The organism is Terriglobales bacterium, from assembly GCA_035487355.1.
Lineage (GTDB): Bacteria > Acidobacteriota > Terriglobia > Terriglobales > Acidobacteriaceae > QIAW01.
Genome location: DATHMF010000031.1, coordinates 65,695 through 90,116, shown reverse-complemented (window position 1 = coordinate 90,116; position 24,422 = coordinate 65,695). Strand labels below are relative to the sequence as shown.

The 24,422-nt window shown below is 56.1% G+C and carries 15 protein-coding genes; 5 read left to right on the top strand and 10 right to left on the bottom strand.

From position 1 onward, the window contains the following. Window positions 1-608 precede the first annotated feature (608 nt). Window positions 609-1,544: a hypothetical protein gene (locus VK738_07680; GenBank protein HTD22518.1), complete on the bottom strand. Its 936-nt coding sequence runs from the start codon at window positions 1,542-1,544 to the stop codon at window positions 609-611. A 799-nt stretch (window positions 1,545-2,343) separates the two neighbouring features. Here VK738_07680 and VK738_07675 point away from each other — a divergent pair. Beyond that, window positions 2,344-3,402: a WG repeat-containing protein gene (locus tag VK738_07675; GenBank protein ID HTD22517.1), complete on the top strand. Its 1,059-nt coding sequence runs from the start codon at window positions 2,344-2,346 to the stop codon at window positions 3,400-3,402. Between the two features lie 36 nt (window positions 3,403-3,438). Here VK738_07675 and VK738_07670 read toward each other — a convergent pair whose 3' ends face one another. Both VK738_07670 and VK738_07665 read right to left on the bottom strand, forming a co-directional pair. Continuing rightward, window positions 3,439-5,109, bottom strand: coding sequence for a hypothetical protein (locus VK738_07670; protein HTD22516.1), 1,671 nt, complete (start codon window positions 5,107-5,109; stop codon window positions 3,439-3,441). 452 nt (window positions 5,110-5,561) lie between these two features. Then, window positions 5,562-7,553, bottom strand: a complete 1,992-nt coding sequence (locus VK738_07665) for a CocE/NonD family hydrolase (protein HTD22515.1) — start codon at window positions 7,551-7,553, stop codon at window positions 5,562-5,564. A gap of 147 nt (window positions 7,554-7,700) precedes the next feature. Between VK738_07665 and VK738_07660 the strand changes: the two genes are divergently transcribed. Beyond that, entirely contained in the window at window positions 7,701-8,951 is a 1,251-nt protein-coding gene (locus VK738_07660) for a hypothetical protein (protein HTD22514.1), read from the top strand. Between the two features lie 55 nt (window positions 8,952-9,006). Here VK738_07660 and VK738_07655 read toward each other — a convergent pair whose 3' ends face one another. The 6 genes from VK738_07655 to VK738_07630 all read right to left on the bottom strand — a co-directional run bounded on the left by VK738_07655 (window position 9,007) and on the right by VK738_07630 (window position 14,455). After that, a complete protein-coding gene (locus VK738_07655; GenBank protein HTD22513.1) occupies window positions 9,007-9,636 on the bottom strand; it encodes a CPBP family intramembrane glutamic endopeptidase in 630 nt (209 codons plus the stop codon). 169 nt (window positions 9,637-9,805) lie between these two features. Next, complete coding sequence (locus tag VK738_07650; GenBank protein ID HTD22512.1) at window positions 9,806-10,414, bottom strand: redoxin domain-containing protein; 609 nt, start codon at window positions 10,412-10,414, stop codon at window positions 9,806-9,808. Between the two features lie 53 nt (window positions 10,415-10,467). Further along, on the bottom strand, window positions 10,468-11,211 hold the full coding sequence (locus VK738_07645; GenBank protein HTD22511.1) for a protein-disulfide reductase DsbD domain-containing protein: 744 nt from the start codon (window positions 11,209-11,211) through the stop codon (window positions 10,468-10,470). A gap of 173 nt (window positions 11,212-11,384) precedes the next feature. Beyond that, on the bottom strand, window positions 11,385-12,272 hold the full coding sequence (locus VK738_07640; GenBank protein HTD22510.1) for a helix-turn-helix transcriptional regulator: 888 nt from the start codon (window positions 12,270-12,272) through the stop codon (window positions 11,385-11,387). 406 nt (window positions 12,273-12,678) lie between these two features. Further along, window positions 12,679-13,443: a hypothetical protein gene (locus tag VK738_07635; GenBank protein HTD22509.1), complete on the bottom strand. Its 765-nt coding sequence runs from the start codon at window positions 13,441-13,443 to the stop codon at window positions 12,679-12,681. A gap of 265 nt (window positions 13,444-13,708) precedes the next feature. Beyond that, a complete protein-coding gene (locus tag VK738_07630; protein ID HTD22508.1) occupies window positions 13,709-14,455 on the bottom strand; it encodes a YfbM family protein in 747 nt (248 codons plus the stop codon). A gap of 361 nt (window positions 14,456-14,816) precedes the next feature. Between VK738_07630 and VK738_07625 the strand changes: the two genes are divergently transcribed. Further along, window positions 14,817-15,053: an aldo/keto reductase gene (locus VK738_07625; GenBank protein ID HTD22507.1), complete on the top strand. Its 237-nt coding sequence runs from the start codon at window positions 14,817-14,819 to the stop codon at window positions 15,051-15,053. Window positions 15,054-15,079: 26 nt separating this feature from the next. On the opposite strand, the gene VK738_07620 is transcribed toward VK738_07625, so the two are convergent. Then, complete coding sequence (locus VK738_07620; protein ID HTD22506.1) at window positions 15,080-20,791, bottom strand: hypothetical protein; 5,712 nt, start codon at window positions 20,789-20,791, stop codon at window positions 15,080-15,082. Window positions 20,792-21,075: 284 nt separating this feature from the next. Between VK738_07620 and VK738_07615 the strand changes: the two genes are divergently transcribed. Both VK738_07615 and VK738_07610 read left to right on the top strand, forming a co-directional pair. Beyond that, complete coding sequence (locus VK738_07615) at window positions 21,076-23,043, top strand: tetratricopeptide repeat protein (protein ID HTD22505.1); 1,968 nt, start codon at window positions 21,076-21,078, stop codon at window positions 23,041-23,043. Between the two features lie 122 nt (window positions 23,044-23,165). Then, on the top strand, window positions 23,166-24,197 hold the full coding sequence (locus VK738_07610; protein ID HTD22504.1) for a proline iminopeptidase-family hydrolase: 1,032 nt from the start codon (window positions 23,166-23,168) through the stop codon (window positions 24,195-24,197). Window positions 24,198-24,422: the final 225 nt, after the last annotated feature.

Below are 24,422 nucleotides of genomic sequence, written 5' to 3'. Positions count from 1 at the left end.
GAAACACCAGCCGATGCGGTTGTACCTGAAGATAGTTATAGAAGCTTAAGCGCAAAAACCACCGTGGGATTTTAGAAATAGTTTGGGCTCTTCGTTGATCTCTGAAAAGCAATTTTAGGGGGTTGAGACAAATAATACTCTAACCAATCCCCCAGGATCAATGTTCAACAGCAACGCTGCTGTGCATATATCTAAGTGGCAAAAACAGGAAAAACGTCACGCCCGGATGGGGTACTTGCTGCTAGTGTCTTGAGCACTAAAAACAGCGCTGATCGCCGCGTATTTGCTGGGGAAAGTCGCTTTTGGGTGAGGGACTTGCTGGAGCAGTCCTCAGTCGTCAGTCCTCAGTCCTCAGGAGGCTTTTCTTCTAAAGGGCTCCTCCCGCTTGCGGGATGCGCCCTGGCCTTCGGCAGAGCGGAATTGTTGATTTGCGAGAGCTAACGGCACAGCTAAAGCTGCGCCCTGACAAGCACGCGCTAGCGCGCGTGTATGGGCTTCCGCAACGGCTTTCCTGAGTCGCGCGTGGCAATAAATTTTCAAAGACCAAATGGGCTTTATTCAAATCCAGCCCCGCATCCTGGGATGCTTTACGAACCCTTACTGCCCTGCTACCGCCTTGTGCCCCTGAAGCGTTTGGCCGGGGCTGGCATTCTGGCAGTCTGGGGAACCGTGCCGGTCACAAAGCCAGGGTTGCCGAATTGCGGTCTTCTCCACCACGGCATTTCGGGCGTGGCCACCTGGACATAACGAGGCCCCAGGCCGGGAGGGTATTGCACGGGTGGATTTTCTTGCGGCGCAGGTGCGACGGGCTGCGCGGCAGGCGGGGCCGGGCTCATGGCTGATTGGCTGTTTGGTTGTGGTTTATTTTGTTCGTTCGGTTGGGGTTCGTTTTGTTCATTTTGCGGCTGGGCTTTTGGCTGATCTTTTACCTCGGCTTTTGGCTGATTTTGGGTACTCGGGGCGGATGTGGGGCTGACGCTCTGCTGCCGGTCTGGCTGGCTGGGCTGGGAGAAGGGTTTCGGGGTAGAGGCGTCGACGGTCTTGTGAGGGTCGTACACGGTCCCTGTGACAATATCCCTGACTACGAAGTTTATGCTTTCAATCGGCTGTTTCTTGGCGTGGCGGGAGGCTTGGCGGTTGGCCTCGTGTTGGTTGCGCGCGTCGAACTCAAAGGTACGGAGCATGGCGAGGGCGCACTGGCGCATTTCGGTGGCGGCACGGAGGTCAATGTTGCCCTGGCAGAACTGGCGGGCGACCTCGTTTAAAAACTCGGCCACGCCGGAGGCTTCGCGCATTGGTTTGGCGAGAAGGCAGGCCAGCTCTGGAATGGCTTGGGGAGTAGCTTGGGCGTTGCGCCTGCGAAGGACTCCGCCGGCGCGGCGTGCTGCCGCACTTTTCTTTTGGGCGGCGGGATCGTGGAAGAAGCAATATTGCTTGCCGGTGCGGGGATTGGCCCTACACTCGGTTCCGTCATTACGTTTGTGGCAGCAACGGGGTTGCTGGCTGGGGTTGGTTTTTACTCCAAAAAGCTGTGCGATTTTCATAGATATCCTTTCTGGTATCCCTTTTAGGGACACCTGAAGACAATGATGACTCACAATTGGTGGAAATTAACGGTATGGTGCCAGTTTGATATCAGTTTTGCCACGGGGAGCACGGATGCCTGTCCCGGCGTGTGGTAGATGCGCTGCACTGCTTTGCGGTCGTCCTCGGTCCGAGGTAATCTTCTTGTGCAATTCTGAGATTCAACCCATGAACGAAAGCGATATCGAGTTACTGAAGACCAGTGTGAATAAAGTGGTGCGGATTATCTGTCGGGATGGCGAAGACCTTTTAGCGAAGGTACGTTTTGTTTCTGACCAAGACCAAGAAGTAATTTACGATTTGGTTTCAACCACTAGAGAGTCCCAATATGAGAAGCACGATGAGCAACCAGCGTATCTTATCAATTTCGAAGATATAGATCGCATCGAGCCACTTCGGAAGTCTTAAAATGGGGCCATGTGACCCACCCGCCGGGGCTAAAGCCCGATTTTTGAGCTTGCTTCCCCCCGGCTGAAGCCGGGGGCTCCCACCGTGCGCCGCAAGCGGCGCAATTAGGACATTATTAACGCAGGGATCAATAAGCCGGGAGGCTCCCGCCGTTTCCGCAGGAAAATGCCGCGTACATTCTCAAGATTCTTCTTCCGCTTTGCGGGATCAGGATGACAGACTTAGGAGATTGAGTCATTGGGTCATCGGACCATCGGGTCATTAAAGAACCAATCCGCGCAACTGCGCGTTGCTGCCCATCGTCTTGCAAACGAAGTCTGAAGGTGTTTGACTTGGCGCAGGAGAGCTCTCATGAACTCGCGACCATGGTTTCTCCCATTCCCTGTGCTGGTGCTGGTTACTGCCGGTTTTCTTTGTGGGCCGGCGGCGCTTCCGCAGGCCCCGCGGCCTGGCCATGCCGCGGGGGCAAAGTCCCGGGGCAACCAGAGCGGTCCGCCGTTTGTGGTCAAAAAGAATGGGAAGTACGGCTTCATTAACCGGACGGGCACGATGGTCATCCCGCCGCAATACGATAATACTTATCAATTCAGCGAAGGTCTGGCCAGCGTACAGGTTGGCGACAAGTGGGGTTTCATTGATGCGACCGGCAAGATGGTCATCCCGCCGCAGTACGATCTTGCCTGGCGCTTCTTCGAGGGGATGGCTGGAGTGCAGGTTGGCGACAAATGGGGCTTCATTGATAAGAGCGGCGAGATGGTCATCCCGGCACGGTACGACTCTAACTTTCTCCGCTTTTCCGACGGGCTGGCTGCCGTAGTGGCCGGGGGCTCCGTTGGCTACATTGACAAGACGGGCAAGATGGTTATCCCGCCACATTACGCCACTATCACCGGGAACTTCTCCGAAGGGTTGGCTGCGGTTGTGGTGGCCATTAAAGCCGGCCCCAGCGGCTACATTGACAAGACCGGCACGATGGTTATCCCGGCACAGTACGGCCTTGCCGATGAATTCTCCGAGGGGCTGGCCGGCGTGGAGGTCGGGGCTAAATATGGGTACATTGACAAGACCGGGACGATGGTCATCCCGCCGCTGTACGACATTGCCGTTAGCTTCTCCGAAGGGCTGGCTCGCGTGCGACGGGCCGGCGACGAAAAAGAGGGCTACATCGACAAGACCGGCACAATGGTCATCCCGCCCCGGTACGACAATGCAACTGAATTCTCAGAGGGGCTGGCTGCCGTGAAGATCGGGGAGAAATGGGGCTTCATCGACAAGACCGGCACAATGGTCATCGCGCCGCAGTACGACTCTGCCAATGGATTCTCCGAAGGGCTGGCGCCCGTCTGGATCGGCGACAAATGGGGCTGGATCGACAAGACCGGGAAGTATGTTTGGGAGCCAACAAAATAAAGCATTTTGCTTTGATCCGCGGCGAAAAACCTGCTCTCACGGCTGCCACGCTGGGTCATCTGTATCGACTCCAGGGAAAACGGGATTGACTGCGGGAGCAGTAAGTCTGGTGAGTGGAATAGCTCCGGTGCCGTCGGTGTTGATGACCCACAGATTTACTGCACCGTTCATGTTTACGGCATTGCTGCCATCAAGGGCGGTATTAGCAACAAATGCGATTCTCCGGCCGTCTGGCGCCCACACCGGGATGGAAGCAAACGCATTTGCGGCAGTGAATCTGGTCAGCGCAGTCGCGCCGGAGCCATCCGCATTCACGACCCAAATGTTGGGAGTATTGTTTGTGTTCGCGGCGTCGCTTCCATCCAACGCGCGCCGGGAGTCAAAGGCAATCTTGTTGCCATCTGGCGACCACACCGGAAGAGAAGGGATAGTGAAAACGCCGGTTGTGCTCATCCTGGTCACGGCGGCAGCGCCGGAGCCATCCGCATTCATGACCCAGATGTTGGTCGTGTTGTTTGTGTTCGAAGCATCACTGCCATCCAAAGCACGCGTCGAGAGAAAAGCAATCTTGCTGCCTTCCGGCGACCACGCCGGAGAAAAGCTGTCTGCGCCCTTGGCCGTGAACTGCGTCAGCGCAGTCTCGCCGGAACCATCCGCATTCACGACCCAAATGTTGAAAGTATTGTTTGTGTTCGCGGCGTCGCTTCCGCTGAGGGCGCGCATCGAGTGAAAGACAATCTTACCGCTGCCGTCGGGCGACCACACTGGAGAAAAGCTGGAGGCGTTCTTCGCAGTTAGCCTGGTCAGCGCGGTCGCGCCGGAGCCATCTGCATTCATGACCCAAATGTTGTAAGTTAGGTTTGCGTCCGCGGCGTCGCCTCCGGTCAGGACGCGGGCCGATTCAAAGGCAATCTTGCTGCCATCCGGCGACCAATGCGGAAAAAAGCTAGATACTGCAGTCATCCGGGTCAGCGCGGTCGCACCGGAGCCATCCGCATTCATGACCCAAATGTTGTCAGTTAGGTTTGCGTCCGCGGCGTCGCTGCCATCCAGCGCGCGTCGCGACATGAATGCGATCTTCCGTCCGTCGCGCGACCAAGCCGGCAGCGTACTATCTGTATTTAAGTTGCTCAGATTTGTCAGCGGCACAACGCGGAAGTCTCGCGTAATCCAAATGTTGTAGGTTGTGGCGGCGGCATTGCTGCCGTCGAGCGCGCGGTTGGAAGCGAAGGCAATGGGCGCGAGGATCCTGAAAGCCAGAGCGCCGGATGTGCCTCCTCCCGGAGAGGGATTGGAAACTGTGACCGCAGCCTGACCCGCGGTGGCCAGATCAGAGGCCCCAATCAGGGCCGTGAGCTGGCTGCTATTTATGAATGTCGTGGCCCGGCCGCTGCCATTCCACTGCACCACCGAACCCGGCACAAAGCCCGAGCCGTTCACTGTCAAAAAAGTGATACCCGGTCCCGGTGCCGTCACGATGTTGGGGGACATGCTAACAACACTGGGTATCGGATTCGACGTCGGAGTGGGTACGGGATTTGGTCCTGGTGTAGATCCGGATGTCAACAAGCCTGTACCTTTGGCAACTCCGCCACAGCCCGAGCTGACCGCGCTGATGGCGACAGCCAGCAGCAACAAAATCGCAAGTGCCTTTTTGTCTCTTCGTGGCCTCTCAATTTTTGTAGAGAACCGGCTGTTCGAACTCATTACAGATACTCCTCTTTTTCCTAAAATCATTTCGTGGTTTGTTCTACCTACCGTTCTCGGACATCCAGTTGCTGTGGGCGGCCTGAGAGGCGTGCGGAAAAGTCTCCGCAACTTGCCTATAGTGGCAAAAACAGGAAAAACATCACGCCCCGGTTGAAGAATAGATATCTGAATCGTGCTTTTTGGCAATTTACGGGGCCAGCGTGGGACAAACAATTCTCTGAAAGATAGCTTGGGCGGGAAAGACTAGAAAGAGTGGTGCGCCCTCTCCAGCCATAGCCTTGCCCTGATTCGGCTAGCAAGATGCTTCGCGCGCGCGCTCAGCATGACAAGCTGCAGGCTCGATGGAGCAACAAGACAAAATGGGAGACGTAGCAAGCTACGTCTCTACGATGGAATTACTACGGTCCGAGATAACTCAATCCGCGAAATCCGCGGCAAAAAACCTTCTCTCACGGCGTTGCGACAACGGGCAGTTCGATGAAGCTTGCCTGTCCCGGCGCGTGGTAGATGCGCTGGGTTGCTTTGCGGTAGTCCTCGGGCTTGGCCCAGAAGATGCTCTGCACGAACGTCTGCGGATTGCGATCGTAGAGCGGGAACCAGCTTGACTGGATCTGCACCATGATCTTGTGGCTGGGCAGAAAGACGTGGTTGGCCGTGGGTAGGGCGAAGTGGTAGAGCAACGGTTTATCAGACGCGATGGGCTTGGGGGTTTCGAGGCTCTCGCGATAGCGTCCGCGGAAGATATCGGCGGAGACCATGAGCTGATAGCCGCCGAGGGGCGCGTGGCCGGCTACTTCGTCGGGATAAACGTCAATCACCTTGACTACCCAGTCGGAATCGGTTCCGCTGGTCGAAGCCATCAGGTTGACGATGGGTTGCCCGCTGATTTTCACGGGCTCGCTCAGAACATCGGAGACGAAAGCTAAAACATCGGGCCGGCCGGAGGCTTCGCGCTGGTCATCCACCAGCCAGCGCCGCCAGGAGTAATCGGCGCCGTAGGCGACAGGCTGAATGGGACGCGCGCGGAAGGGCACGGGCTTTGCCGGGTCGGAGATGTACTCATCGAATGCCGCATCACCTGCTTTGGGCGCCGCGAAGCTCAGCTTCAGGCCTGCGCTCAGATACAACGGCGTGGGCTTGATGGTGCATCCGCTGCTGCAGCCAGCCGGCCATGCGGGAAGCTGGCGCCATGTATTGGTTCCGGTTTCAAATGCGTTGACAGGAGCGACGTCGGATTTGGGTGCATCGCTTTTGAGGTAGTGGTCCAAAAAGGGACGCAGGATGTTTTGCCGGAAGTAGAGTGCGGTATCGCTGTTGAATTTCAGGGCTCCGAGCGCGCTGCCGTCGCCGATCTCCTGCCCGTGATGCCAGGGGCCCATGACCAGAAAAACTTTGTCGTTGTTTGTGTCCTTCGGCTTGATCGCTTTGTAGACGGCGATGGCGCCGTAAATATCTTCCTGGTCCCAGAGGCTGTGGACCAGCATGACCGGGACTTTCAGTGGCTGTTCTGCCAGCACCTTATCCACCGCCTGATCGCGCCACCAGGCGTCGTAGGTGGGATGCGCGAGAATTTTGCGCCAGAAGCCGACCTGTTCGAGTCCGCGGCGGCGGCCGAGCTCGCCGGCTGATCCGGCCTGCATGAACATGTCATAGTCGTCGTAGTTGCTTGACCACCACTTGGCGTCGTTCTTGTGTGTGGCCTCCTGCTCATAGATGTAGGGCATGTTCTGCTGGCGGAAGGCGCCGTTGTGGAACCAGTCATCGCCCATCCAGCCGTCCACCATCGGGTTCATGGGCACGGAGACCTTGAGCGCGGGATGCGGATTCACCAGCGCCATGAGCGGCAGGAATCCGTCGTAGGAGATGCCAAGAATGCCGACCCGGCCGTTGCTCTCCGGGATGTTCTTCACCAGCCAGTCAATGGTGTCGTAGGTATCAGTAGCGTGGTCCACCGGCGTTGGATTTTGCGGCCCGTGCAGCGGACGGTTCATCACGTAGTCGCCCTCTGATCCGTATTTGCCGCGTACGTCCTGCACTACGCGAATGTATCCGCCTTCGATGATCACCTCGGTGGCGTTGTCGTAGCCTACGAGCATGGGGGCGAGGTGGGAGCTGAGAGCTCCGGTTTCTCCGCTGCCGCGGGCGTCGTGGCTGGTGAGCTCATCGGCGTTGTAAGGCGTACGCGTGAGCAGGATGGGAGCATCCTTGGCGCCTTTGGGAATCAGGATCACGGTGTGCAGCTTCACGCCGTCGCGCATCGGGATCATCTCCACGCGCCGGATGTAGTCGAAGCTATCCGTCACCGGCTCAAGCTTCGCCGGTGTCTCGCTCGGCAGGTCTGGATACGTTGCCGGCGGCGGTGAGCTCTGCCCGAGGACAGGCAAGGCCATCAGTAAGAACGAAGCAACATGCACGAAGCAACGAACTCGATTGCGAATCATCGGCATCAACTCCTTTTCACAAAGACTGGAAAGTTTACACCCTAAGACAGTTCCAAGGTCCAAGTTTCAAGTTGTAAGTTTCGAGTTTCAAGTAAGATAGTTTCGAGTTTCAAGAAACAGCAAAAAGAAAAACGGAGCTAATCTTTAATGTTGCGAAAAGTCTTGTTACGAAAAGCTTTGGCTGTGCTGGCGCTGGTTGGATTGTTGACGCACCCTGCTGCCGGTTTCGACAGTTACTGGCACTCGGTGTGCGTGCAAAAGGCGGGCGCACAGTTCGGGTTCACCGAAGATGCTTCTAAGATCATGCAACTGGGCAACTTCTCGCCCGACTTCTTCGGGCCGGTGGCAGATTACGCCGCCGGCCACCTGGGCAAGAACGAGATCAATGCCCTGAATCAATACCAAGCGAGCAACGCGCAGGTGCGCCAGGCAGCGATTTTCCTGCACTTTGACAACCTGAACAACGACTTCCAGCGCAACTCCGACTTCGATTATCTTTTCACCCACCTGCTCGGGAACACGCAGCGCCTGCTCGGGAGCTATAACAAGCTTCATATTGATGACCGCACTCGCAAGGTGCTGATCCTGGTCACGCTGGGCGCATCGCTCCACTGCGTGCAGGATTTCTACAGCCACTCCGACTGGGTGCACAATGATTTCGACAAAACCGACGTGAAGACGGTCAAACTGCCTGGCGGCGGCCTGCGGGCGCCCACCTGGTTCGAATTTCGCAGCAAGCACAGTGATCCCAACGGCTGGCCCTTCCGCGTGCAGTCGGGGATTTTCCCTCCTGTGGCCGGGGCGCGCAATACGCATACGCACATGAACCACGACAACTCGCGGCTGATGTATATCGAATCGGAAAATGGACAGCCCTTGCGTTCGCAGGCTGAGTATCACAATGCCGGACCGGTGCCCGCGCACGGCGATGACGCTTCAGATCTTGCGCACCAGCAGTTCGCGGTGAATACGGCGATGGCGGCGAGCGCGGAGTGGATCCAGAAGGTCGAAGAGAATGCGGACGCACGATCCGCGATTGAGTCGGCCAGGACGTGGAACCTGAAGAGGAGCGATCCCCACCTGGCGAAGGAGTTGCAGGCCGGCATCATTACCGAAACGGCGCTGTCATGCGCGGCCGGCAAGTGGGATGGCGATGAGCCGACCGGCGAGCGCGGCACGCTCTGCCGCGCCGTCCTCGAGCGGCAGGTGAACTCGGTGGGCAATACCAGCGGGTCACAGTTGAAATCTGAGATTGTTGGCCTGGCCACCAGCCTGCTTATGCCCTACGCCCTCAAGTTCACCGGCATGTTCTGGGACGTTCATAGTCAATACCATATTCTTGACGGTTTGGGGCAAGACATCGGTTCCAGCAGCGGTCATTACAGCTTCGGGAAGTAAGGCAGTTTCGGGTTTCAAAGCCCACAGCTGGGGACGGCTGTGCCACACGGAATTACTACTGTCCGGGATAACTCAGGTACGCCACGCCAACATTCATCTGGTGGTGAAGGGCGTCGGGCAGGGCCATGGCCAACGCGATTCCGAGCAGGGCGTGGGCGACACCGAGCCAGTAGATGTTCCGGTAGCGACGGAAGATTTCGGCGAACACCAACCCCATCATCGCGGTAGCGACCAGCAGGACCCAGTTGGGTATATGAACCGCGCTGAACAGGAGTGCGGTGGTGACAACGGCCTTGGTGCCGCTGGCCAGCAGGCGCTCAAAGCGGATAAAGAAAAACGATAGCGTAATAAACTGCTGCACCAGGGCCCACACAGCATAGACGCCGCTGTGCAGAAGAGGACGCGGCAGCCAGGGAAAAGTATGCAGGGTTCCCTCGATAGCGCCCGCACCCAGGATGGCGGCGGCCAGCAAAGCTCCGGAAACCGCAATCCAGACTGACTTTCTTAGTCCTATGCGCCCGACGCCGAGCTCAGAGGCGCTGCGGGGACTGGTAAGAGTGGCAATAAGGATCCAAATTGCTGCCGCGATCATGAAAATGGCGGCGTACCTTGGGGTCCACAACGCAATTATGATGAGGGAGAAAACTCCGGCAACTTCAATAAATTCTCGGCTAAGTACTTTCACTTCGTTCGGCTACTTCCTGGGAGAAATTTTTTAACACAATCTTAACAATAAGAATAACCCGAGATTGCCGGATTGCACTCGTGTATTGTGTAAAAATTTGCAAAGTAAAAATGAAGAAGGGCGGTACCTGATTAGGTGCCGCCCTTGGCTTGCAGGTTGTCTTTGGATTTTAGTCGGCGTACTTCACTGAGCAACCGTAGGGACGTGTGGCAGCCTCGGCGACCGGCTTGCCTGCTATCGCCTGCTCCAATGCAGTGGAGACGTAATTCTTTGAGCTGTTGATATCGGAGACATCCGTGGTGGGATGATCGTCAATCGCGCCGTTATAGATCAGCTTTCCGCTGGGATCAATAATGAACATGTGCGGAGTTGTTTTGGCTGCGAAGAGGTGCCCCAAATCGCCCTTGGGATCGAGCAGAACCGCCGTGGGCGTGGTATTCATTCGCTTCACATAATCATTTTCTTCGGCGGCGGTCACGTAACCCTGGCTTCCCGGCGCGGAAGAAACTACGGTAAACCAGACTACACCCTTCTGCGTCCACTCCTTCTGGAGCTTCTGCATGTTGCCGCTGTCATAGTGCTTGCGGGTGAAGGGACATCCCTTGTTGGTCCACTCCAGGACAACATACTTTCCCTTATAGTCGGAAAGCTTCTGCACTCTGCCATTGCTGTCGGTGGCGGCGAAGTCGGGTGCTGACTCGCCTACCCGGGCTGCGAATGCACACAGTGAAAAAAGGGTGAGCAAACTTAGGATCAAACCGGTTGAATAGCGTCTCATTGGGGCCTCCTTGACCATAAAATGCTATCAAAATCGGATGGGTTTGTGGGAGTTCAGGGCGCGCTACTTTGTCCGGCACGAGAGACCACGGGAGCGTTGACCTCATATCCTCGGCCATCAAGCACTACGACTCCTCGCAGACGAGTAATCGGTTTCAGCAATTGCTCTGATTTTTTCAAGTCAATACGAACTCCAGTTAGATCGGAGTGGACTTGCTGCGGGGCTGCATTCTCAATTTGTTCGGCTTCCCGAGGAAAGAAAATTGCGTTCGCAACCCGCTTCCCTGTCCGTATGGTCAAAACAAAATCATCTTTGCTCGCAACTGCCGATTGTCTCCAACTTCGCGGCGGCGGCAGAGGCAAACTTGCTTTGGTCCTAGTAAATAGGTCCTGATTGGCCGAGGGCTTTGGAGTCTCGCTCGAAACCGGCAGCGTCAACGAAACTTCTCCGTGGCCAGAGATGCAGACCTCACGGCATACCAGCCACTTCACGGTGGCAGCAAGCTGAGTGGTTGTGCCCGGTTTCAAATTTGCCGGCGGATGAATGCGCATCATCAGAAGCACTTGATCTTCATATCCATAATCCATCAGCTTGGAAATCGGCAGGCGTGCCGGCGTAGGCCATTCAATCGCATCGGCTTGAAATCCTGGGGGCAGCTTCCACTCCACCTTAGGAGGCTCGCCCGAATCGCCGGGGTTGATCCAATAGACATGCCAGCTCTTTTCCAGATTGAATTTCAAACCGGCCTGGAAGCTGTGCCCGGGAGCAATCGAGGCATTTTCCGCAATTAAATCCACGGTGAGATGCGGCGCCGAAACCGCTGCGGAGCTGAGTGCGGGGAAAAAGCAGAGAAGAGCATTAAAAAAAAAACACGCGGAGAGGGATGCAACGCATAGGCTCTATCTGCAAAGCTACAACTGGCGGAAAAGTAACGCAAGGGGCTATATTCTGTCGTTGCTCAAGTTAACGATCAGTCAATTCGTCCGGATTCGAACATCGCGGTGAACCCCGAACTGTAATTTTGGGTCGAATATGGGGCTAAGGAGTAGTTATCAACTGATTCTGTGCGCATATTGTGCAACTGCCGAGGCATCCACGCATTGACTACTCTGCCTATGACGGCCGCTTGCTGTGGTGTCTTGAAATGCATTGCGTGGCGCTGCGAAAGGAGATGAGGAATAAGCGTGAGTTCGTTCCCTTCCAACTGGCACCAGCAGCAGCTATAGCCGCTTGCATGACGGACAAGATAGAGCGGCCGCTCGCGCAAAGACTTCCACGGGGAGCGCTGTATCTCTGTTTGCTTTTTATCAATTTCAATCAGTGATCCTGGAGGCAGGATATCGGCCATGGTGTCGTCTTTTAATCCAATCCATGCATAACGGAAGTGAGTCGGATGCAGCCGCTTGCGCAGCGCCGCGGGTATGTTGCCCCACCGCCTGGGATGAGGACTTAGCAAATGCGTCTCTTTCAGGCTGATCTGGGCATTGAAGTTCAAGCGAAAATCGACGCCGTCTTTACTTAGTTCAATAGGCCTCAGAGTAATGGATTGCGAATTCGCCCTTTGCCGCGCTGATGGAACCGGAACCCTGTGGCGGTTGCTTTCCTGCCATTCGGCTTTTACGTCAATTCCGAAGATCAGAAGCAGTTGCTCGTAGGGAATTTTGAAGCATCTCGCAAGGCTGCAGATTTTATAGATACTCGGGGCTGAGCCGTTTTCCATCTCGCCCAGGCTCGTCTCTGAGATGTAATACTCCATGCTCGCGCTGATCTCGGCAATTGAACGGCTGGCGCGTTCAACGTCGTCCGGTTTCATCAACCGTTCTTCGCGAAGTTGCCGGATGCGTTCCCCAGAATTCATCGACTTTTATCCTGTCAGAAAATTTCCAAAAGTCAGCTTTGGGGGGAGGGGGAAGTAGGTACGTTTGAATTGTCTCTTAAACCTGGTGTAGAAGGAAGCTTTTAGATTGTAAAAAATTTGTCAACAAACCAATTTGGGACAAAAGCCATTCTTGCACTCCAGACGACTTTAACCCGCATTGAGCCCCAACCCCAGGTGAGCAGTCCGAGCAGACACCAGGCGATGACTAACGGAAATTCTCGTTGCGCCCACGATGATCTCAGAATCGGCTAACACGGTTCATCCAAATTACGATCAACAGCACCACGACACAAATACCAATCAGAGTCATAAACATCCGGGTTTCTCCTCGAAACTCTCCCCTAGCAGATTCACCAGGGACCTGAATTAAATGTCTTTTTTGCGTCTAAACCGCAGGTAATCGCTCAAAGAACCAAACACTTACGACTCGGCCAATGATTTCAGCATCTTGCGGCAGCGTAAACTGTCTTACCGGCAGCCGGGAGAGCGGATGAGGCAGCAACGTCAGCACCTTACCCTCTTGCTGGCACCACCCACAATTGTAGCTCCCGGTATGGCCTATCACGTAAACCGGGCGTTCGCGCAGGTTTCTCCAGGCAAAGGCTTCAATCGAATTCTGCCTTCGGTCAATCTCTACCAGGGAACCGGGTGGAACCAGGTCGCCCATGCTGTCATCATCCAATCCGATCACCGCGTAGTGATAGCGGGCAGGATTCAAGCGCTCCAATAACGGCGCGGGCAAACATTGCCACGCAGCACTGCTGGATTGCAACAAGTTGGTTTGCTTGACGTCGAAGTGGGTATCGAAACTTAATTGAAAAGAGAATCCAAGCTCCTGCAGGTTGATGCGCACCAGCTCGCTGCGTACCGGATCGAGTTCCATACCCGACCACGACCGTTGGAGCTCGACGCCAAATGCCTGTATGACTCTCTCGTAGGGCATCCGCAGACAAACCGCCAGGCTGAAGAGCTTGTAAATACTTGGCGTAGTTCCCTGCTCGATCTCGAGCCATGCGTCCGGGGAGATGTAATAATCCGGATTGCCTCTCTCCTCGGCAATCGAGCGGCTCACCCGTTCGATCTCGATCGGCTTGGGAAGACGGTCCGTCTGCAATCTTTTGATCAAGACCTCTGAATTTGCCGGCTCCATGAGAACCCTCAAATCGGTTTCAATAAAAACGGATTATGCCATTTTCAGGCGCAAAAACCAGTTGATCGAAAAAGAAACTCAAGCGGAGCGCGAAGGCTGGAGGGGTGCGGCCCATCAACGAAGGCAGAGCAGCCAACATAGTTCCGCGTGGGGGGCCCATACTTGAAAGCGAAGCCACTTTATCGCAGAAATTTTATGGAAGCAACCCCAATCGAGAGTGGATACGACGACATTTAAAACCGGCACTGGCACTCGGGGCGAGAACCTAGGTTATGTACAACAGCATGGCATTGCCGTCTTGAGAGGCTTCGGCATAAAAAGCTCTGACCGGTTTTACGAATCCCGCCACGTCTTCCAGTGAGATGATTACGGGCCTTCCAGGATAGGGCGCTAACCCATAAATTCTTTTTGCAGCCGCATCTTTGGGATCAAACGCCTTCACCAGTTTTGCAAAATCAACCGCGGCCAAGGACTGGGCAACGGCTTTGACCTGTTGCGGTGTTAAGTAACGGGCAGGACCATAGCCCATAATTCCCTCCTGATCGGGTATCTCCGTGCCGCCAAGCACCACATCGGCAAGTGGTCCGGTTCCACCCTCGGCCGTGCCATTCAAGATGTAGTGAAGAATATGCCAGTCTTTTTCGAGGGGAAAGATCCTTCGCGGCTCTTCGGGCAAAGTTTTCTTGTTTCCCTTAACGAGTTGCGGGCCGGGTTTTGGCCTGCCCTGAGCTGCAGCCAGCCGGGATAACGTCTGCTCAAGACGCTCTTTGAGCTGCTCCCTGACCTGTGCCTTCTGTTCTGCGGAAGCATCAGGATATTCGTCGATTCCTTCCAGGCTGCTGCGAAGGAATTCCTCGGGATCGAGTCTGGAGATGTCCATGATCTGACCTAACATCTCATCTCCATGTTGTTTTATCGAGGCAAGAATGTGCTTATAGGCGAGCTGCGGATGCTGAATGAACTCCGAAAGTCTCTCCGAACTGATCTGCTCCAGCGAGGCTTGCATTCCCATGAGTGTGAATTCCTTTGGTGCCGATGGCGCCTCTCAGTTTCTGCAAGTGCTCAAGGTCTTGCGCCATTCATCCGCGAATTGTATTCAAATCCTTGAAACCATGTCCAGAATTTGGCGGCGCTTTTAACCTCTTATTATTTTATTATTCACAAACCGGCTTGTGATTTGTAAAAGGTATTGGAATCGTGGTCTGGAGCCCGCTGGCCAGCGGCTTTCTCTCTGGAAAGTACACGCGGCAAGACCCAACCGGCGGCAAGGGACGCATCGCTGACTTTGATTTTCTTCCCATTGACCGCGAACGCGGTTACGACTTAATTGAAAAGATGCGCGGGATAGCGCAGCATAACTCTTCTCGGCGCAGGTGGCGCTGGCGTGGTTGCTGGCAAAACCTTTTGTATCGTCTATCTTGCTCGGAGCCAGCAAGGTTTCTCAACTTGAGGACAACCTGGCGGCCGCCAATGTTCAACTCACGGCGAACGAGCTGGCCGAACTCGCTACACTGACCGCTCCAGTCGCCATTTATCCCAACTGGTTCCAAGCCAAAACGCATGACCCGGCTGCGAGTGCGGCGTTGGGAAAAAAGAATGCCACTACGTGATGCGAAATAGGACAGAGATCACATTTTCAATCGTGGATGGCAATTGCATCCACAATTCCCGTTATCGGCGTATTCGAGGTATTAATGACATTGACTTGAATGGATCCATTTAATTTAAATATTGTACCCACGCGCAGGCCACTGAAGCCATCCGAGTTGGCTTCAATCGAAGCGGTTACGGTGTAATTTAAATCGGCAAAGGCCCCATTCCAGTTGATGGTTATAAATGAGTTGGCGTTACCAGCAATATTAAACGACGCTGAGCGGGCGTGTTTCAGTCCGCCTCCGGCCGCGTTGACTCCTGATCCGACAGTCAAACTGCCGTTGACAGTCACTGCCCCGCCAGGAGCAATACTCATCTCGGTGGCATTGTTTTCGCGGAAATAGATACTGCCGCCGGTAGGACGATTGACTACCGTATCGGTTCCATTCCCCACCAGCGAAAAATTCGCACATCCTGACATACCTGAGTTGCCAAAACCGATTCCCGTAAAAGGAGCGCTGCAACCGGCATTGCCGAGATACACATTGCCGCCATTCGTGGTCAGCGTTTGATTTCCGTTGCTGTCAAAGTTGAAGATGGTTCCTCCGCCATTGGTCCCAGCCAACACACCACCACCACCGTTGTTCCGAACCGAAAGAGTGGTGAAGATACTGTTACTTTGGAAAGTATTGAATACTCCAGTAAAGGAATTATTGCCGGCAAGTTGCGCGTAACCGCTGGGACCAAGGCCGCCAAGCTGGGCGGCATTTACCCCGGTCACATTGGCCCCGTTCACCGAGAGCGCGGGAACCGATGGGGTGCCTGCAATGTTGATGGTGTTGTCGGCCGCGGTAACGCTGGTCGCTCTCTGCTCTGGCCCGTATAAGTAAACACTGTTGCTCGAGGTACCACCTGTAAAGCCAACCCGTCCAATCACCTGGGTACCCATGGGAAAGGCGCTGCCTGCATCATGGCATTCACCTGCCGTGGTCGCGCTGATGGTTACGTAGTTGCCCGCATGTTGACTTGCAACGTCGAAATTGCAGCTCGCCACTCCGGCAACCGTAATCTGCACCTGGCCGCTCGTGCCGCTGCCGGCAACCACGATTCCTAGAACTCCTCCAGTGTCTCCTGGAGCAGTAATGATTGCCGCCCCACTGGAGTCCAATTTGGCCAGCCGGTTTTGTGTGGTTCCGGTTGTACCCTCGTTAAAGCGGGTGACGGCAATGGTGGAATTGAATCCCAAGTTCTGAATTCCGGTGAAATTGTTGCTTATATCCAGCCGGGCATAATTGGTGGCAACGATGCCGCCGAGTTGCGCGGCATTTGTGGCAGAGCCTGCGTTGCCGCTGATGTTGATGTTATAACTCCCGGTGAGGGCGGTCACAGGAATAGTTCCGCTGCTCAGGTTGCTGGCATTGAGGTTCGTCAGCCCGGAACCATTGCCGGTGAACGTGCCTCCGGTCACGGTACCGGAAGCGCCGAGGTTTCCGGTAATGCTCTGATCACCTGTAAATGTATTAGCACCCAGGATGGCCGCCGTTCCGGTAATTTTGGCCGGGCTGAGGCCGGCATTGGCGATGTTGGCGTTGGTCACGCTGTTGGCCGCCAGCATCGCGTTGGTGACGCCAGCGTTAGCAATGCTGATCGTCCCGCTGCCGGTGATAGGACCGCCCGTCAGCCCCGCACCCGTGCCCACGCTGGTGACTGTGCCTGCATTGATAGGATTACCGTTCAGGTCCTGGTAGGCCGCGGCCTGCACTGCGCCGTTGCCCAACACCTTGAATACGTTGCTGCCTTTGGCCTGGCCCCAGAGAATCTGGCAGGAAGCGCCGGTGCAGTTGGCATCGTTGTTATTGAACAAGGCGGCAGGGTTGCTGATCTTGCTGGTAAAGCCGAGAACGCCGACTGCCAGGCCGCTGCCGGTAGTATCGGCCGCGAATCCACGCACTCCTACTCCGTTGGGACTGTCGCTACGCCCGTTCACTCCGACGCCGTTAGCATTTGCCGTAGTACTTGTGGCCCGGCCTTGTATGGCAACGCCATTAGGGCTGGCTGAAACTCCACGGACGCCCACCGTGCCGCCCGTACCTCCCGTTCCCCCGGTTGTATCTGTGGCGACGCCGAGTACTGCGTAGCCGTTGGGCCCGGCAATTCTACCTTCCACTCCGATTGCAAAGCCGTTGTCAGTGGTATCAGAAGCAGAACCAAACACTCCCACCCCGCCCGGGCTCGAGGTTTGTCCCTGGACGGCTATCGGAGTTCCTGAAGGAGAGGTGTCCGTTGTTTCTCCTAGCACGCCCACTCCAAAGGGACTGGCCGTGCGTCCGCGCGTACCGACTGCAGTACCGGCACCAGTGACATCACTGGCCACGCCGAATAAACCGGTTCCGTTGGCGTCGCTGCTGCTGGCGTTTACCCCAGTCCCAGTCGTGACAGCAGCGTTCACTGTCTGACTGAAGCTCTTATTACCGGCGATGCTTTGATTGCTGACCAAATCCACATACGTACCCGACAAGCTGGGAACATCGCCCGACTGAATGCCGCCGACCGCCCACGTGCCAACTCCAGAACTGCGCAGGTACTGACCAGCCGAAGCAGGTGCAGCCGTGATGCCGGTTCCGCCGTTGGCGATGGGCACAGTTCCGGTAAGGCTGATGTTGGGGGTTGTTCCGCCGCTCGAAGCCAGCGGCCCCGATGCGGCAACGCTCAGCACGCCGGTATTATTCAAGGTGAGAGTGCCCCCCAGGGCAACCGCGCCACCTCCGCTCAAACCCGTACCCGTGTTCACGGTAACTGAAGAGTTCTGCAGCATCGTGTTGGTCACGCCCGCGCTCGCAATGCTCAGGGTCGTGCTTCCGCCAAGGGCTACGCTGCCACCGCCGGTTAGACCCGCACCGGCAGCTACTATCAAAGACGGATTGGCCAGCTTGCTGTTTGTAACCCCAGCGTTGGCTACTGCCACTGTTGGAGCTGAGGCCGTGCCGCCGATTGTGATGGAGCCGTCACCAGGGGCTACGCTGGTTACCGATCCAGGGAAGGTTTGTCCGCCGGCAAAGGTAATCTGGCCGTTGTTGGCAATGCTCAAGCCAGTCTCAGCCAGAGGGTTGTTGCCCACTGAAAACAGGAGGTTCAATGTCCCCGAAGCATTGTTGCTGTTATTGTTGAGCGGCTCGGCCTGCCAGCGGAAGCGCTGGTTCACTGCTGACCCGGCGCCGCTGTTGTAACTGGACGCAGCCAGGTCGAGCGCGCTGGAGTTAAAGCCGCCGCCCGGTGTCGCGTTGCCAAGGGGTGGATATTGCACTCCTCCGGCAAAAAGATTCGACGCGGTGAAGGTATTACTCGCTCCCAATTGCGGAACTACGGTTGCATCAATGGATAGAGTTCCCGAATTGGTAATCGGACCACCTGTCAAACCTAACCCGCTGCCAACGCTGGTTACTGTACCGCCGCCGCCACCGACGATCGTGGCCGGAGCCCAGTTGGTTCCATTGAATTTAAGAACCTGACCGCTCGTAGGAGGGGTGTTCACAAGTGGCGTACCTTGCAGGCCGGCGACGGTCGCGTTCGACAGGGTTCCGCTCAAATCACCACCCGCGGCCGGCAGCCCTGCCGCCGGAAAGCTTTGCCCCGGTGCGAATGTAATGCGGCCATTGCTCGCAATCACAAGCCCGGTCTCAGCCGGAGTGAAGTTGTTCGCCGTACCCGAGAACAGCAGGTTGAAGCTGCCTGAAGGATTGGCGCTATTGTTCCCTGCCGGCTCGGCCTGCCAGCGGAAGAGCTGAGCTTGTGCCGTGCTGGTATTGCTGTTAAACACTGACGCTGTCCAGTCGGTCGGATTAGAAGTCGCGCCCGCGCCCGTATTAGCCGTTCCTGTGGCTCCGAGCGCTAATCCACCTGTGAGGGTGCCACCGCTGAGTTGCAGGTAGCGCGCATTAGTAAAACTGGCGTCAAGGTTCAGCGTGGTGGTTCCGCCCAGGGCCACACTGCCTCCTCCAGTCAGCCCTGAACCGGCGCTGACGGTCAGCGCAGGATTGGCCAACATAGCGTTGGTCACTCCGGCGTTGGCGATGCTCAAGGTGATGCTGCCACCCAGGTTCACGCTGCCTCCGCCCGTCAGCCCGGAACCAGCGCTAACCGTTAACGAAGGATTCGCCAGCAGTGAATTGGTTATACCCCCCGCCGCCAGACTAATGTTGGGGATCGTGGTCCCGTTGGTCACCGTGAGCGGCGCCGTTCCGGAGACATTGGTTACGGTCCCGGAGCTGGCTGCCGCAGGCGCCCATTTTGTCCCGTTGAACTGCAGGACCTGACCGCTGCCCGGAGCGGTGCTTGCAAGCGGCGTGCCTTGCAGGCCCACGACCGTCAAACCCGACAGAGTACCGCTGGCGTCGCCACCCGCTGCCGGTAATCCCGAAACGGGAAATACCTGCCCAGGAGCAAAACTGATGCGTCCGTTGCTGGCGATGGAAAGCCCGGTCTCGGTAGGCGTGAAGTTGTTTGCCGTGCCCGAGAACAAAAGGTTGAAACTACCCGCAGGATTAACAGTGTTGTTGCCCACCGCTTCCGTCTGCCAGCGGAAGAGCTGATTTTCAGCCGTGGCGTTGCCGCTGTTATACACCGAAGCTATGGCGTCAAAGGTATTGGAACCAAAGCCGCCGCCCGGCGTTGCGGTATTGACGGCAGGAAGCCGCAAGCCCCCACCTGCTGAAAACAGTCCGCTAAAGCTTCCCGCTCCACTAAAGCTGGCCGTCGTGCCACTGAGCGCTCCGGTCAGCGTTCCACCGTTTAGCTGCAGGTAGTGCGCGTTGGTAAAGGTGGTATCCAGGTTCAGTGTGGTAGTTCCGCCCAGGGCCACACTGCCTCCTCCCGCGAGCCCTGAACCGGCACTCACGGTCAGTGCAGGATTGGCCAGCATAGCGTTCGTCACCCCGCCATTGGCAATGTTCAATGAGAGCGTCCCGCCTAACGGTAGAGCGCTTCCGCCTGCCAGTCCTGACCCACCCAGCGTATTGATGGTTACCGAAGGATTGGCCAGCATGGCATTGGTCACGCCACCGCTCGTAATGCTGATGGTGCCTGTTCCAGTAATCGGGCCGCCGCCGAGTCCAGCTCCCGTGGCTATGCTGGTCACCGTTCCCGTTCCGGGAAATGCCTGCCCATTGGCGAAGGTAATCATGCCTGACATGGTGCCGCCGCCGAGCTGCAGGTAGCGTGTGTCTGTAGTTGTGGTATTCAGCGCAACCGTCGGATTTGTCCCTGTGCCGCCGATGGTAATGAAGTTATTGCCCGAAGTGACGCTCGCGACCCCGCCGGTTCCGGGGAAGGTTTGCCCATTGGCAAAGCTGATGATGCCTGTGTTGCCGTTGATGGCGAGCCCGCCAATCGCTACTTGCGTGCCGTTATCGCTGATCAGCGAATTGGTCAGCGTGAAATTGTTGGCGATGCGAGGAATGTGTCCCGGCGTCGCGCTGCTGCGAAAGATGATCTGGTAGAGCACGGGGCCATCCAGTGGCCTATCGTCGGTCTTCACCCTCTGCCAAACGATACCCGGGGCCGGACGCAAGCTCGCCAGCAAAACCGGTTTCGCAGGCAAACTTGAAGCCACTGCAAATGGCGTGGTTTGCCGGGCAGCGGCGCTGGGCATCTGCGCAAACGAATCTGCGGCAAGAACCGTGATCAGCAAAACGCTAACTGCGGTCCACTTTGAAAACTTTCCTCTATACACATCTGCCTTGAGCACGTTCAGGCTCATATGCCCTCCTCCAAGTTTGTCTTGATTGGCGTTCCTCGCGGATAACTTCCAGCCCGTGGCTGCGACCGAAGCCACAACCACGGGCCGTTGTCTTCCCCAAGTGGAACTTCGCCATTTCAAAATGAAAACCGCATCCCGGCAATGCCGCGGCGAATACCTTTCAAATATTTCTGGAAAACGGTACAACCTGCTGAAAACGCTGGGTTTGAGCTAAAAAGCTCACAGAGAACACGGGATTTCCGTGCTACAATCCGCAGCATCTGTCATATTGATTTCCACACACTATGCCTCCGCAGATGCAGGAATCGGTGCATGGAACGCTACGCTTTGGCGTGTATGAGGCCGACCTGCGCTCGGGGGAGCTACGCAAACACGGGCTGCGGGTACCGCTGGAAGAAAAGCCTTTTCAAGCCCTGGTAGTTCTGTTGCGGTACGCCAATGAAGTTGTCACCCGGGAAGAACTTCGTCAGCAGCTCTGGCCATCCGACGTTTTCATCGACTTCACCCACAGTCTGAACACGGTGATCGCCAAGGCCCGCCGTGCTTTGAATGACAGCGCGGAAAAGCCCCGCTTTATTGAGACCGTGGGCCGGCACGGCTATCGCTTCATTGAAAAAGTCGTAATCGAGATGCCCAAGGCGGCAGCTCCGCCCGATTTGCAGTTACTTCGCAAAGCAGAAAACGTGGCGGTGCAAACGCCTGCCATTGCGATCGCCGCTCCACTCGATCCTGCTGCTCGACGTCCAGAATCCAAGAAATCCCACCCTGTAAAAACCTGGGCGATTGCTGTAGTAACGCCCATTGCCTTGGCGTTAATGGTCATTGCGATCCTCAACCCCTGGGGATGGCGCGATGCTCTACTGGGCAAGCCAGGGCATCCTATTCGTTCGCTGGCTGTGCTGCCTCTTGAAAATCTCTCCGGCGACCCTTCGCAGGAATATTTTGCGGATGGAATGACCGACGAATTAACCACTGATCTGGCTCAAATCGGATCGCTGCGCGTAATCTCGCGCACTTCCAGCATGCAATACAAGTATGCGCATAAATCCCTGCCGCAGATTGCCCAGGAATTGAATGTGGATGCCGTGGTGGAAGGCTCGGTGCAGCGTACGGGTGATCATGTAAAAATCCGGGCACAATTGATCGAAGGACATAATGACAGACATCTATGGGCAGAGAACTACGAATCAGACCTGCGTGACGTGCTGGCACTGCAGGATAACGTAGCCCGCGACATCGCCCGCAAAATCCGGGTCGAGCTGACTCCGAAAGAGCCTACGGTGCAAGCCGCAAGCTTCCAGGTGAACCCGGCTGCCTATGATGCTTATCTTCTGGGCCGCTATTACTTTGAGCAGCGTAATGAGCAAGGACTGAAGAAGAGCATTGACTATTTCAACCAGGCCATCGCCATTGACCCTAACTATGCCCTTGCCTACAGCGGGCTGGCGGATTCCTACCATGTATTTGGCACCTACGGAATCATGCCGCCCGATGAGGCTATTGCCAAATCAGAGGCTATGGCGCGCAAAGCCCTCTCGATTGACAACAGTTTAGGCGAGGCCCACGCCGTCATGGCAGATAATTTGACAACGTACCATTGGGATTGGGCCGCCGCCGAGCCGGAATACAAACGCGCGATTGAACTGAACCCCAGCTATGCCACCGTCAGGGAGTGGTATGCGGAATACCTTAATGCCATGGGAAGGCCCCAGGAAGCCATCGCGGAAATCAAGAAGGCGCAAGAGGTTGATCCGATTTCCTTGATCACGAACGCGGTCATAGGGCGGGTTTTCTTCATGTCCCGGCAATACGATCAGGCCATCGCACAATGCAAGAAAACCATTGAGATGGATCCCAGCTTCCCTCGCACTTATGTTTATCTCGCCCGGGTTTACGAACAGAAAGGAATGTACGATGAAGCCTGGACGAACTACCACAAATCCCGTGTCTTGATGGGATCGGAACCTGAGTCCCAGTCCATTCCTCCAGCCAAGGGCCTCGACGCCCAATCCTATTGGAAGCAGCGGCTGGCATGGGCACAATATGATCTGAAACATGGCCGCAAGGCGTCTTTTGATCTGGCCGTCGCCTATTCTTATTTAGGAGACAAAGACCGCGCCTTTGAGTGGCTGGAAAAAGCCTATCAGGAACACAACAGTTGGATGGCGGAACTGAAGATCAATCCTATGAACGATCCTCTACGCTCCGATCCTCGCTTCCAAAGTCTTCTCAAGCGCATGAAGTTGGAGTAAGTCCGCCAAATCAGGGTGAGCTTTTGGTGAGCGCCGTCCCGCGCGAACCAAAAGCGAGGGCGGAGCGGTTTTACCGCGGAGCCCTTAGATATAAAGGCCCCCGCGCTGCTATAATCCGCGCCATGAAAAAGACAAAGACCTTATCCGTTCTAGTCTGCGGTTTCATGTTCGTCTCCATCTTTTGTTCTACTAGCCACGGCCAGACCAGCAAGCCCAAGGCATCGGCGGTGCACGGCATCCAGTCGCAAGCCGTTTTTCCCATCGAAGAGGGTTTGGTTGATGCTCACGGTGTCTTGATCTACTACACGACCGTGGGCCGGGGAGCGCCGCTGATGATCGTCCATGGCGGGCCGGGGGCATCGCACGATTATTTTCTGCCCTACCTGCTGCCCCTGGCGCGGACCAACAAGCTCATCTTCATAGACGAACGCGGCTCCGGCCGCTCCGAAAAACTCGAGGACACCACCCAGTACACCGTCGAAAACATGGTGGAAGACGTGGAAGCAGTCCGCCAGGCGCTGGGCCTGGGGAAGATCAATCTGCTCGGCCATTCTTACGGTGGCGTGCTGGCCCAGGCCTACGCCTTGAAGTATCAGCAAAACCTGACGCACCTCATACTGGGCAGCACCTTCCAGAGCACCTCGGCCATGAACGAAGTGCTGGCCCATGAAAAGCAGAATATGGCGCCTGATGAGCGTGCAAAACTCGAGAACTTTGAGAAGGCCGGTCTGTTCGGCAAAGGCAAAGTTTGGGAAAACAACCGCTATCCCAACGACTATGCCGCACTCGCCTGGGGCGACGGATATTTCCCATTTTTGTACCAACGCCGCCCCGATCCCAACTACGATCCCGTGGCCGGCAACACCACCTTGTCATGGGACCTTTATCGCGAGATGTGGGGATCGCACGGCGAGTTCGTGATTGACGGCAACCTGAAGTCGGTGGAGTACACCGACCGGCTGTCGAGTATCCATGTGCCCACGTTGATGATCTGCGGGGACCACGATGAATCCGACCCATCGCTCTCGCGCACGATGCACGAAAAGATTGCCGGATCAAAGCTGGTGATCGTGCCCCAATCCGGACACATGACCTTCGTGGACCAGCCCAATCTGTTCATCAAGTCGGTGGACGACTTTTTGCACGGAAGGTGAGAGGCAATACTAAACCCGCGTCGATCCGTGTTAATCCGTGGTGAAAAGTCTTTGCAGTTGCCTTGTGAAACTGGTGACGTGAAATTTGACGTGCATTTCTTTGTGTCCTTCGTGATTCATTCCTTCGTGTCCTTTGTGGTTAAACATTTAAATATGCTAAGCGGCGTGAGGAAGCCACGACGGGAAAATTGGTGAGTGAGCAGTATGGTACAGATGCCGAATGAC